Below are 12,603 nucleotides of genomic sequence, written 5' to 3' on the forward strand. Positions count from 1 at the left end.
CTAGTGACAGGAGATTGCGCATGTTCCCTTTTTCAGTGACTCACCCTCGTTCGGTCACCCAGAGCGGACGACAAACGGCGAACAGCGGCTATGAGCTGATTGCCTTTGACGCGGAAAAGCTGAATGTGTTTGCCGCAGAGGTTCGCTACTGTGAACCTCACTGGCATCCGGCACCGGAGCTGATTACCGTACTGACGGGGCGTTTTACGCTGACCGTCGGCCAGCGTAGCCTGGAGCTGGCGCAGGGGGACATGCTGTATATCAATGCGGAAGAAGTTCATTCGCTTTGCGCGGAAGCGCCAGGCAGTCAATTAGTCACCGTACAGTTTTCCCCTGGCCTGTTTGACGAGCTGCACCCCTCACCGCTGCTGGACTGGAGCATGTGCGGACGGTCTTACTCGGAGGCGGACGGCGAGGTGCGACAACGACTGGTGAGGCTACTGAAACAGCTGATCGACAATCATGCGCCGTTTCAGCGTATCGCGGCGATTTATCTGCTGCTGGATGCGTTAGTCTGTGCCGGAAAACCAACGCAGCGCGCCGAAAGCTCGCTGCGTGAGGAGGCGATGATTAAGAAAGGGATTGATTTTATTAATCAGAACTTTGACCAGCCGCTGACGCTGAGTGAGGTCGCCTGCCACAGCGGAATGAGCTACTCCTGGTTTTCGCGGCTGTTCAAAAAGGTGAGTCGGTATAATTTTAAGGAGTATCTGACGCTGGTGCGGCTAAACAAAGCCCGCACGCTGCTGCGCGATACTCGTACGCCAATCACTGAGATTAGCCACAGCTGCGGTTTTCAGGAACATAAATACCTGATCGCCGCTTTTAATAAGTACTGTGGCGTCACGCCAACCGAGTACCGCAAGCGTTTCGTCTCGCGGCAGAATATTCCCGAAAGCGAGCTAGCCTTGGGTGAGGATTGCCTGTGTCTGCCGCTTACTCATGCGCTACTCGAGCAACTGATGGCTAGTAATCAATCCCCATCTGCGCTTTGATTCCGGCATCAAACGCGTGCTTTACCGGACGTAGTTCGCTGACGGTATCCGCCAGCTCGGTAATTTCACGGTGGCAGCCGCGGCCGGTAATAATAACCGACTGATGTGGCGGACGGTTGCGCAGAGCGGTAAGCACTTCTTCGAGCGGCAGGTAGTCGTAGGCCACCATGTAGGTGAGTTCGTCCAGCAACACCAGATCGAGGCTTTCATCGGCCAGCATTCTGCGCCCGTGCTCCCAGACCGCGAGGCAAGCGGCGGTATCGCTTTCGCGATCCTGCGTATTCCAGGTAAAACCGGTAGCCATCACCTGAAACTCGACGCCGTGCGGCTCGAGCAGGTTGCGTTCGCCGTTCGGCCAGGTACCTTTGATAAACTGCACGACGCCGGCTTTTTTTCCATGTCCGACGGCACGGGTGACGGTACCGAAAGCAGCTGTCGTTTTGCCTTTACCGTTGCCGGTAAAAACGATCACGATTCCGCGTTCTTCCTGCGCGGCAGCAACGCGGGCATCGACCTTATCTTTTACCCGCTGCTGGCGCTCGCGGTAGCGTTCATCACTCATTGTGCAATTCCTGGTTTACGGCCCGGCTGGGCGTCAAAAGTCATTCCCGTTTTGCGACGGCTGTCGTCGCCCATCAGCCACAGATAGACCGGCATGATATCAGCGGGGGTTTTCAATTTTTGCGGATCTTCCGTGGGGAACGCATTGGCGCGCATCCTGGTACGCGTGCCGCCTGGGTTGATACAGTTTACCCGCAGATGGCGGTTTTGATACTCCTCGGCCAGTACCTGCATCATGCCTTCGGTAGCGAATTTAGATGCGGCATAAGCCCCCCAGTTGGCGCGCCCCTGGCGGCCGACGCTGGATGAGGTGAAGACCAGCGATCCCGATTCTGATTTCAGTAATAAAGGAAGCAGCGCCTGGGTGAGCATAAAAGTACCGTTAACGTTTACCTGCATAACCTGCTGCCATACTTCCGGTTTCTGCTGATCCATCGGGCAGACGTCGCCAAGCAGGCCCGCGTTGTGCAGTACGCCGTCAAGGCGCGGGTAGTGGATGGCAATCTTCTGCGCCAGCTGCTGGCACTCCTGCGGCGTGCAGGTTAACAGGTCCAGGGTAAACCAGCGGGCGGGTATTCCGCCAGCTTGCTGAATTTCTTGCGCGACGGCGCGCAGCTTTTCTTCATTGCGACCGACCAGGATAACGCTGGCGCTGTAGCGGGAATAGGTCAGGGCTGCTTCACGGCCAATGCCGTCGCTGGCGCCGGTAACCAGGATGATGCGGTCCTGTAGCAGATGACGTTGCGGTTGATAATGCACGGCGACTCCTCGGGCGATCTGCTGGCGATCGCGCTTGTTATTTGGTATCTCACTTTTGCACTTTATGCCTGAAAGTGTATGTAAAATTTAATTATTAAAATCAATGAATTACAAACATAAATTCAAAGTAACTCATTCCCATCTCAATCCGTCCCATTCACGCTCTCTGTTGCCAGGGGACTTTTCTGTCATCCTGCCTGATCTATGCCTCAACAGATGCTGTGCAAAACTATCACCAACCTGTTTACCGTACAACCTCGCAAACAGGCTTCGCGGCGCGTGAAAATGCGCACGCTTTTCAGAAAATATCATCCCGGAACATGTTTCCCTTCAGAAGCGTCATCATTCTGGCTAATAGCTTTCTGTCTGGTCGTTGTTTCGGCAATAGGAATATCCTGCATTCGTTCTTTTATTGCGCTTAATTGATTTGTATAGGCATGGTTCAGGCTCGAGAGGTGATTACACCCCGTATCGTAGCGTTCCAGCCATAAATGGAGCGTTAAGGATGCTGTTTGGCTGAGTCAAGCGCTCAGGGGATATGAGCTGTGTCGCCAGGCGGCTCAATATTAGCTGATGTCCCCACCGGAAGACGATTGTAAAGGCTTATAAAAGCCCTTTTGAAGGGCTTCAATTATATTTTCTGAAAAGATGTTTGAGCAGAATATTAAAATAGTTCATCTCGCATGTTGACGACACCATTCATGTTAAACTTATGCAGCCCATGGTTTATTTCAACACTTGCATCCAGAAAGACCATTTGATGCTTTTCATAGCGATCTTTGAAACTTTCGATTTTGGATTTAACCCCAATATCCTGCGTGAAAACGGGTTTTAAAAACTGTAATTCACTTTTAGCTATGAGAATTCTTTTGCTTAACTCGTATAAAGAACAGTCTTGCAATGGAGTGAAGATCCCATCATGATTGTTGCGAATGAGGTGGATGAAGAAAGCACAAAGATGATTGATCGCCAACATGTATGTATCAGTTCCATGAACAATAAATTTGCTTTCAGGATCTGGTCGTCTTTCATAATTTACATGATAGTTTTGAATAAACTCGAGCCCATTAATTGATGTTGAAACAGATGAGAAGGTGAATCGATCAAACCAGTCTTTGTTTAATTCTGCAATGACATTATTGATATCCATAGCGGTGCACCTCAGTGAAAAGTCTCACATACAGATTAGACCAAATTCGCAGATGCATAATATTTGATATTTTTTACCTACACGTCGGGGGCCTGATTTGCCCTTCAGTATTCGATGCAACTTAATTCGTTGGCTACTGGCGATACCCCCAAATCCTTCAATCAGATAGATTTGGATCATCCGGAGGAAGGAGCGGAAGTGGGGCAGTCACCTGCCTTTTCCTGCGGTCTGAGTCAGGCACTCAGGTCGTTAAAATGATAAATGCGGTAAGCTTGTGGTAAATGCATTCACAGCGTAAAAGTCACCAGAGATGCCGGAAACCAAATCGCTAACGTTCGCGCGCTGGTACAGTGATGCACATAGATTACTGCGCGTCAGCAGCCAGACGCAGAGACTCATAATACTATCACTTTAATTGACTGCAATGTGAGTCAGCTGTGGGCGAGAAGCCGACTTCGGTCAGAAAATGCGAATGGTCCACGATTTATGATAATGAAATTTGAATTATGAATAGCACATAACTAAATTAGTCAGCGACATTCACAGGACCTAAGGAAATTAAAATGAACCAACAAAATGCTGGATATACAGTAGTTGACGTAGACCAATGGCACCGAAAGGAACATTTTCATGCATTTCAATCAGTTGCTCAGTGTACCTTTAGTCAAACCGTGCAGCTGGATATTACAGCTTTATTAAAAACTGTAAAGAAAAATGGGTATAAGCTCTATCCAACATTTATATACATCATTACCCGCCTGATGAATGAACATGCTGAATTCCGTATGGCGATGAAAGACGATGAGTTGATAATATGGGATGTTATTCATCCTGGATATACCATTTTCCATGAAGATACAGAAACTTTTTCATCTCTATGGAGTTACTACCATAACGACATCACACATTTCTTTCAATCGTATTCAGAAGATATGGCGCAGTATCGTGATAATAAGGCATACTTCCCTAAAGGAGTTATCGAGAACATGTTTTTCATATCAGCTAATCCGTGGGTTAGTTTTACCAGTTTTGATTTAAATGTAGCCAATATCAGTAATTTCTTCGCTCCGGTATTCACGATGGGAAAATATTATCCACAAGGCGACAAGGTGTTAATGCCGCTGGCAGTTCAGGTACATCATGCCGTCTGCGATGGTTTTCATGTCGGTAGATTACTCAATGAATTACAACAATATTGTTATAAGGCATGTTGGTAAGCGAAAGATGATTGGATTCTTTTCTAATCGGCTGTTACAGATTAGATGAAATCCCCTTAAATTTAGCGAGGTATGTAATTTTAAGCTGACCTTTGCATGAATATTACTGCCTCAGGAGAAACAGGATTATTTACATAGTGAGTTTTCAAGTGGATTTCATCTCTTTCACAGCAGAATGTAGTTTGCATTTACCATAAATGATTGAAGTGTCGCTTCAGTCATGTCATACGTTATCAGATAACAGCCTCGGAAAACCTCACCAGGTTGAGCGTTCATGTTACTGCGAGCGTTTAGCTGCTTTTCGTGATTATCAACCACTTTAAAGTAATGGACATGCTGGGATGTGTGCTATGTCCGCGTATGACACGCCAGTTTTTCCTGTATTCCTCTTTTTACGTCACGGACAAACGCTTCAACCTGCGGCATTTTAGCTGCCCAATCCACGGTAACATGACCGAGATATTCTGCACGAGCCTCCGCCAATAATTCAGCATATACTCCGGACAATTGTGGGAGCAGCCAGGCCGCGGCTTCGTCTTTAGCCGCGATCCTGCCGGTCTCAACGCTGTACCAGATACGCGCCAACGTCAGGAGGATATTTCTTTCATCTCCCATGACATCATCAGCTTTATTCCAAAGGGCCAGGGCCTGATGAAATGTATGCTGTAGGTCGCGTTCAGGGATAGCTGCATACAACAGGCTGGCCTCTTCTCCTCGTAGGGGGATACTGTTTTGACGTACTTTGGTCAATAAAATTGCCAGGTCGGGATCGGGCCGTGCCGATTCGTATTCTCCTTTCGTAATATCGTCCCGTAACCATTCGCCAAACTGCAGTTCCCGCACCGGTGGAAATTGCCATGGCACAACCTGCGAATAGGCCACAACTGTCACTTCAAGCGCCCGATAAACATCTGACGTTCCGGGGTATGCCGATATCTCAAGTAGTCTCTGCATTAAGTTATGCCGTTGTTCATCCCGCAGCGGCGAATGCACGGTGACCAGCAGGTCAATATCACTCAGTGGTTTCAGACCGCCGTCAATCGCCGAACCGAATAAGTGAATCGCCATGAGATCGTTTTCCAGAACGTGTTCCAGAAGCGTGCAGGCGGTGTGTATCTGTTTTTGTGTGCAGGGGGAGAGATCCAATGCTCTCATCATATCTTTCAGCCTCAGGGCGCATCGTTGTTCAAGGGGATGATCTGGATAGCATAAATATGTTACGCCAGGCGAGTTTGTTAAACAAAACGAGACTGGCAAACTACGTAGAGCGAGATGAGATAGTTGAAACTTTACAATATTCTGGGTGAATTACATCATTTCTTACTCACGGGAGCGCCCGACAGATTCTTCACTAAGAACAGACAACTCTCAAAACGTCCCTCCTTTATATAGCACTGGCGGGTGAGAGTTTGCCTGGGGTGAGTTTACAGATAGAGCACTGATGTATTTTAACTGATTGATTATTATTGATTCTATTTGACGTATAACGTCATGCCTTGTTGTATGTTTTTGAATTTTTTCACTTAATCATTTGTTTTTTTTAATGTTAATTTTTGATTTTTCTTTCCTTTTTGTCTGAATGTGCCCGCTATTACAATCAATGAAGCAGAAACTATTCGCAGAATTAATAACTTGCAACGATTTCATCATCGCTGAAAAAAACGGGAATGCGCCTCGCAGCGACAACAAAGCACAAAGACTTCTCGCTGAAGGCTGATGTACACTGTGCGCCAACGTCAGCGGTTTACACAAGGTGAAAACGTGGAATTACTTGCTCAATATGGTCTTTTTTTGGCCAAAATCGCGACTATCGTTGTCGCAGTTGCAGTTATCGTCGCCATTATTGTTAACCTGACTCAGCGCAAAAAACAGCGCGGCGAGCTGCGGGTAACCAATCTTAGCGAGCAATATAAGGAGATGAAGGAAGAGCTGGCGGTGTCGTTGCTTGATGGCCCGCAGCAGAAGCTGTGGCACAAAGCGCAAAAGAAAAAGCTCAAGCAGGAAGCAAAAGCGTCAAAGGCGCGGGCGAAGCTGGGTACCCCGGAGCCGGATGTCAAACCGCGGGTTTGGGTGCTCGATTTTAAAGGCAGTATGGATGCGCATGAAGTCAGCAGCCTGCGCGAAGAGATCACAGCCGTTCTGGCAGCGGCAAAAGCGCGCGACCAGGTAGTGATTCGTCTCGAGAGCCCTGGTGGGGTAGTTCACGGCTATGGCCTTGCTGCATCACAGCTGCAGCGTCTGCGCGATAAGCAGATCCCGTTAACGGTGGCGGTAGATAAAGTCGCGGCCAGCGGCGGCTATATGATGGCCTGCGTGGCGAACAGAATTGTCAGTGCACCGTTTGCTATCCTCGGCTCGATTGGCGTTGTGGCTCAGATCCCGAACATTAATCGTTTCCTGAAGAACAAGGATATCGATATTGAGCTGCATACGGCCGGCCAGTACAAACGTACCCTGACGATGCTCGGCGAGAATACAGAAGAAGGGCGGCAAAAATTCCGCGAAGACCTTAATGACACCCATCGACTGTTCAAAGATTTTGTCCACCAGATGCGTCCTGGGCTGGATATTGAGCAGGTGGCTACCGGCGAACACTGGTACGGGGTACAGGCGCTGGAAAAAGGCCTCGTGGACGCGGTGGAGACCAGCGATGAACTATTGCTGGGGTTGATGGATAAGCATGAAGTTATCAGCGTGCGCTATCAACTACGTAAGAAAATGCTCGATCGTGTAACCGGTAGCGCGGCGGAAAGCGTCGATAAACTCCTGCTGCGCTGGTGGCAGCGCGGGCAAAAGCCGCTAATGTAAACAAAACAACGCGAGGCTTTGGCCTCGCGTTGTCATATCAGCTTGGCAGGTGACGCTTACTCTGCCAGGTGGTACTTATCAGATAATTCGTGCGCGAGGTATTTGAACATATTGAATACCGCCGTACTCTTCGCCGTTGGCAACCCTTGCTCATCAAGATAGAACTCGCCGCTGAACACCAGCACGCCGTTACGCTGAACGACGTCGGTGGCCTCGATCCCGGCTAACGTATCTTCATGTTCACGAATGAGTTTGTTGGCTTTTTCCAGAAGCGTCTGGCGATCGATGGGTTGGGTTGTACCTTGCATAAATGCCTCCTGTGATTCCTGGCGGCTAGTCTACGCCGCGCGACGGCGAGGGGCAAATTTTCCATTGTTCTTGCAGGGGTAATCGCAGGAGCCTAATAAACACAGTTAGTGGCGGGATTTGCTTTTGCATGCTAATAAAGTTGCGTAACGAATTTTATCAGGTACAGTGTGACGCTTTCAGCGATCTGGCAACAGATTTGCTTGACATTCGGCCAAAAATTATTCGTGCTATGTCGCCTGGCAAGAAAAAGCCAGCAAACTCAGCTATCTGGTTTTATGGATGTGAAACCGGTGCAAAGGGTTGATATCCATCGACAACGACGCAACATAGGTTGGGACGTGTCGCCAGTGGATGGTGAATCAATGTGCGATGTATTCCTGGATGAATCAAATTAGGTAAAGGTGAATATGGGTAAAGCTCTCGTTATCGTTGAGTCCCCGGCAAAAGCCAAAACGATCAATAAGTATCTGGGTAATGACTACGTGGTTAAGTCCAGCGTCGGTCATATCCGCGATTTGCCGACCAGTGGCTCAGCTTCCAAAAAGAGCGCCGACTCTACCTCCACCAAAGGGGCTAAAAAGCCTAAGAAGGATGAACGCGGCGCTTTGGTCAACCGTATGGGCGTGGACCCGTGGCATGACTGGAATGCGCACTATGAAATACTTCCGGGTAAAGAAAAGGTAGTCTCAGAACTCAAGCAGTTGGCAGAAAAAGCCGACCACATCTATCTCGCAACCGACCTTGACCGCGAAGGGGAAGCCATTGCATGGCACCTGCGGGAAGTTATCGGCGGTGATGAACAGCGCTATAGCCGCGTGGTGTTCAACGAGATCACCAAGAATGCTATCCGTCAGGCTTTTGAAAAGCCGGGCGAACTGAATATTGACCGTGTAAACGCTCAACAGGCGCGTCGTTTTATGGACCGCGTGGTGGGTTATATGGTTTCTCCACTGCTGTGGAAGAAAATTGCCCGCGGTCTGTCCGCAGGCCGCGTACAGTCGGTTGCCGTACGTCTGGTGGTTGAGCGCGAGCGTGAAATTAAAGCGTTTGTCCCGGAAGAGTACTGGGAAGTTGACGCCAGCACCACGACGCCAGGCGGCGATGCGTTGCCGCTGCAGGTGACGCATAACGGCGATAAGCCGTTCCGTCCGGTAAACCGTGATGAAACTATGGCAGCGGTAGCGCTGCTAGAGAAGGCCAGCTACAGCGTGCTGGAACGTGAAGATAAGCCGACCAGCAGCAAGCCGGGCGCGCCGTTTATCACCTCCACGCTCCAGCAGGCCGCCAGTACTCGTCTCGGCTTCGGCGTGAAGAAAACCATGATGATGGCGCAGCGTCTCTATGAAGCTGGCCACATTACCTATATGCGTACCGACTCAACGAACCTGAGCCAGGACGCGCTGAATATGGTGCGTGGCTATATTGGCGATAACTTCGGTAAAAAATATCTGCCGGAAAGCGCGAACCAGTACGCCAGCAAAGAAAACTCGCAGGAAGCGCACGAAGCGATTCGTCCTTCCGACGTCAACGTGCTTGCCGAAACGTTAAAAGATATGGAATCTGATGCGCAGAAACTGTATCAGCTGATCTGGCGCCAGTTCGTCGCCTGTCAGATGACCCCTGCACAGTACGACTCCACTACGCTGACGGTAAAAGCCGGCGATTTCAAACTGAAGGCTCGCGGCCGTACACTGCGCTTTGACGGCTGGACCAAAGTCATGCCTGCGCTGCGTAAAGGCGATGAAGATCGTACTTTGCCGCTGGTAAACAAGGGCGACAGCCTGAGTCTGGTTGAGCTTACGCCAGCGCAGCACTTCACCAAGCCGCCTGCGCGTTTCAGCGAAGCCTCGCTGGTTAAAGAGCTGGAAAAACGCGGTATCGGCCGCCCGTCGACCTATGCATCGATCATTTCGACCATTCAGGATCGCGGCTATGTACGGGTAGAGAACCGTCGTTTTTATGCGGAAAAAATGGGCGAGATCGTCACCGATCGTCTGGAGGAGAACTTCCGCGATCTGATGAACTATGACTTTACCGCGCAGATGGAAGATCGTCTTGACCAGGTGGCTAACCATCAGGCCGAGTGGAAACAGGTTCTCGATAGCTTCTTCGGCGATTTTACCTCTCAGCTCCAGACCGCAGAGAAAGATCCGGAAGAGGGCGGCATGCAGCCGAACCCGATGGTACTGACCAGCATCGATTGCCCAACCTGCGGGCGTAAGATGGGGATCCGTACCGCCAGTACCGGCGTATTCCTCGGCTGTTCGGGTTACGCGCTGTCGCCGAAAGAGCGCTGCAAAACCACCATTAACCTGGTGCCGGAAAATGAAGTCCTCAACGTGCTGGAAGGCGATGACGCTGAAACCAACGCGCTGCGCGCCAAACGTCGCTGTAAAAAATGCGGCACGGCGATGGACAGCTATCTCATCGATCCGAAGCGTAAGCTGCACGTCTGCGGTAATAATCCAACCTGCGACGGCTACGAGATTGAAGAGGGCGAGTTCCGCATCAAGGGCTATGATGGTCCGATCGTTGAGTGCGAAAAATGTGGTTCCGAAATGCACCTGAAGATGGGACGTTTTGGCAAATATATGGCCTGCACCAACGACGAGTGTAAAAATACGCGTAAAATCCTGCGTAATGGGGAAGTGGCTCCGCCGAAAGAAGATCCGGTGCCGTTGCCGGAGCTACCGTGCGAGAAATCAGACGCTTACTTTGTTCTGCGCGATGGTGCGGCGGGTGTTTTCCTGGCCGCCAACACCTTCCCGAAATCGCGCGAAACGCGTGCGCCGCTTGTTGAAGAGCTGTACCGTTTTCGCGATCGCCTGGCCGAGAAGCTGCGCTATCTGGCCGACGCCCCGCAGCAGGATCCGGAAGGCAACAAAACGATGGTGCGTTTCAGCCGTAAGACTAAGCAGCAGTACGTCGCCTCTGAGAAAGATGGTAAAGCGACCGGCTGGTCAGCTTTCTATATCGACGGCAAATGGACTGAAGCAAAAAAGTAAACGTTGTACTCCGATAAGGGCCGCATCGCGGCCCTTTTTAATATCTCATCCTACTGATATCCAAAGCTTTTCTCATTATCTTATCCGCCTTATAACCGGCTTATTATTTTTCGTTAGTATCTATACACAGTAGATATAAATGATATAGTGGTTATAGCTAATCTCTTTTTTATTATTAAATCGTCTTATACATCATCGTTTTCAGGATACGTTGTGGCGCCAGAATGGCGAGTCGCAGGGATGGTTGGGCCAAAATGCCGGCCAGGAAGTGGCCTGAACGTAAAATGTATTAAGCGGGTTCATTTTACGCGCTATCGGATATCAGCCATGAAACTACAGCAGCTCCGCTATATCGTTGAGGTTGTTAACCATAATCTGAACGTCTCCTCTACCGCCGAAGGCCTGTATACCTCGCAACCCGGCATCAGCAAGCAGGTTCGCATGCTGGAAGATGAGCTGGGCATTCAGATTTTCGCCCGCAGCGGCAAACATCTGACCCAGGTTACCCCTGCGGGCCAGGAGATCATACGCATCGCTCGTGAAGTCTTATCGAAGGTGGATGCGATAAAGTCGGTGGCCGGCGAACATACCTGGCCTGACAAAGGGTCACTGTACGTTGCAACCACCCACACTCAGGCCCGCTACGCGCTACCCGGCGTCATCAAAGGTTTTATCGAACGCTATCCTCGCGTCTCGTTGCATATGCACCAGGGATCGCCAACGCAAATCGCTGAGGCGGTTTCGAAAGGTAATGCCGACTTTGCTATCGCAACCGAAGCGCTCCATCTCTACGATGATTTGGTGATGCTGCCGTGTTATCACTGGAACCGTTCGGTAGTCGTCACTCCCGAGCATCCTCTGGCGTCGCGAGAGGCGGTAACGATTGAGGAGCTGGCGCAGTATCCGCTGGTGACCTATACCTTCGGGTTCACCGGACGTTCTGAGCTGGATACCGCCTTTAATCGCGCCGGTCTAACGCCGCGAATCGTATTTACTGCTACTGACGCCGATGTGATTAAAACCTATGTGCGGCTTGGCCTGGGGGTCGGCGTGATAGCGAGCATGGCGGTGGATCCCGTTTCCGATCCGGATCTGGTCAAGCTGGATGCTAACGGTATTTTCAGCCACAGCACTACCAAGATAGGCTTCCGCCGAAGTACCTTCTTGCGAAGCTATATGTATGATTTTATTCAACGATTTGCTCCGCACCTGACGCGGGATGTGGTCGACACGGCCGTCGCTTTACGCTCAAATGAAGATATTGAAGCGATGTTTAAAGATATTAAATTGCCGGAAAAATAACCGAAAAAATAATGGCATCCTTTCGAGGATGCCAAAAAACTATAGTGGCTCCAAAATGAATATTTAAACCTCGCCTGAATCACAATTTTCATTAACTCCTCCTACCACATTTGCAAATATCCCTGCCACGATCAAAATATTGATGAAAGATATCTTTTGGCCGGGGAATTCGCTGGATTAACGTCGAATACATAATTAATATTTATCTGTGGTTGGTTGATTCTAGCGATTGGTGGTGAAAAAATGATGAGTGATATCGATTATATGAAGTTAGCGATGTCACAGGAACGTGACAAGACCGAGATAGATCCGGTTTTGAGAAGTAAGGCCTGGAGCGCCGTTATCCTTGGGCTTGCGATGTTCTGGAGCGTCATTGCTCTGATTGTCTGCAATGTTTGGTTTCTTAGTTAGAGCGCATTTCCAGTCAGAATGGTTATGTCAGTTTTGTGATAAATGAAATATTGAGAACTCTTTCTATTTGATAAAAAAACAGCAGT

At 49.7% G+C, this 12,603-nt stretch carries 11 protein-coding genes; 6 read left to right on the top strand and 5 right to left on the bottom strand.

What is annotated here, in order from left to right; all coding sequences use genetic code 11:
• The first annotated feature begins 20 nt into the window (after positions 1–20).
• The gene (locus GJ746_RS10820) at positions 21–995 is read left to right on the top strand and encodes a helix-turn-helix transcriptional regulator (protein WP_154680198.1); all 975 of its coding nucleotides are present in this window, start codon (positions 21–23) and stop codon (positions 993–995) included.
• Here the strand turns inward: GJ746_RS10820 and cobO are convergent.
• From cobO to GJ746_RS10835, 3 genes are all read right to left on the bottom strand, one after another.
• Positions 967–1,557, bottom strand: coding sequence for a cob(I)yrinic acid a,c-diamide adenosyltransferase (gene cobO, locus GJ746_RS10825; RefSeq protein ID WP_154680199.1), 591 nt, complete (start codon positions 1,555–1,557; stop codon positions 967–969). The two genes, GJ746_RS10820 and cobO, sit on opposite strands and share 29 nt — an antisense overlap.
• Positions 1,554–2,315: a YciK family oxidoreductase gene (locus GJ746_RS10830; RefSeq protein ID WP_154680200.1), complete on the bottom strand. Its 762-nt coding sequence runs from the start codon at positions 2,313–2,315 to the stop codon at positions 1,554–1,556. The genes cobO and GJ746_RS10830 overlap by 4 nt, the downstream gene beginning before the upstream one ends.
• 664 nt (positions 2,316–2,979) lie before the next feature.
• Positions 2,980–3,465: a hypothetical protein gene (locus GJ746_RS10835; protein WP_154680201.1), complete on the bottom strand. Its 486-nt coding sequence runs from the start codon at positions 3,463–3,465 to the stop codon at positions 2,980–2,982.
• 563 nt (positions 3,466–4,028) lie between these two features.
• On the opposite strand from GJ746_RS10835, the gene catA reads away from it, so the two are divergent.
• Complete coding sequence (gene catA, locus GJ746_RS10840; RefSeq protein ID WP_154680202.1) at positions 4,029–4,682, top strand: type A chloramphenicol O-acetyltransferase; 654 nt, start codon at positions 4,029–4,031, stop codon at positions 4,680–4,682.
• A 348-nt stretch (positions 4,683–5,030) separates the two neighbouring features.
• On the opposite strand, the gene GJ746_RS10845 is transcribed toward catA, so the two are convergent.
• Positions 5,031–5,837: an aminoglycoside adenylyltransferase family protein gene (locus GJ746_RS10845; RefSeq protein WP_154682694.1), complete on the bottom strand. Its 807-nt coding sequence runs from the start codon at positions 5,835–5,837 to the stop codon at positions 5,031–5,033.
• A gap of 606 nt (positions 5,838–6,443) precedes the next feature.
• Between GJ746_RS10845 and sohB the strand changes: the two genes are divergently transcribed.
• Positions 6,444–7,490 (top strand): protease SohB, encoded by a 1,047-nt coding sequence (gene sohB / locus GJ746_RS10850; protein WP_154680203.1) that lies wholly within the window; start codon positions 6,444–6,446, stop codon positions 7,488–7,490.
• Positions 7,491–7,546: 56 nt separating this feature from the next.
• Here sohB and GJ746_RS10855 read toward each other — a convergent pair whose 3' ends face one another.
• The gene (locus tag GJ746_RS10855) at positions 7,547–7,798 is read right to left on the bottom strand and encodes a YciN family protein (RefSeq protein ID WP_032749442.1); all 252 of its coding nucleotides are present in this window, start codon (positions 7,796–7,798) and stop codon (positions 7,547–7,549) included.
• Positions 7,799–8,206: 408 nt separating this feature from the next.
• On the opposite strand from GJ746_RS10855, the gene topA reads away from it, so the two are divergent.
• The 3 genes from topA to GJ746_RS10870 all read left to right on the top strand — a co-directional run bounded on the left by topA (position 8,207) and on the right by GJ746_RS10870 (position 12,517).
• Complete coding sequence (gene topA / locus GJ746_RS10860) at positions 8,207–10,804, top strand: type I DNA topoisomerase (RefSeq protein ID WP_154680204.1); 2,598 nt, start codon at positions 8,207–8,209, stop codon at positions 10,802–10,804.
• 327 nt (positions 10,805–11,131) lie between these two features.
• Positions 11,132–12,106, top strand: a complete 975-nt coding sequence (cysB, locus tag GJ746_RS10865) for an HTH-type transcriptional regulator CysB (protein ID WP_154680205.1) — start codon at positions 11,132–11,134, stop codon at positions 12,104–12,106.
• A 243-nt stretch (positions 12,107–12,349) separates the two neighbouring features.
• Positions 12,350–12,517 (top strand): YmiA family putative membrane protein, encoded by a 168-nt coding sequence (locus GJ746_RS10870; RefSeq protein WP_154680206.1) that lies wholly within the window; start codon positions 12,350–12,352, stop codon positions 12,515–12,517.
• The last annotated feature ends 86 nt before the right edge of the window (positions 12,518–12,603 follow it).

This window comes from Klebsiella oxytoca, assembly GCF_009707385.1.
Classification (GTDB): Bacteria; Pseudomonadota; Gammaproteobacteria; order Enterobacterales; family Enterobacteriaceae; genus Klebsiella; species Klebsiella oxytoca_C.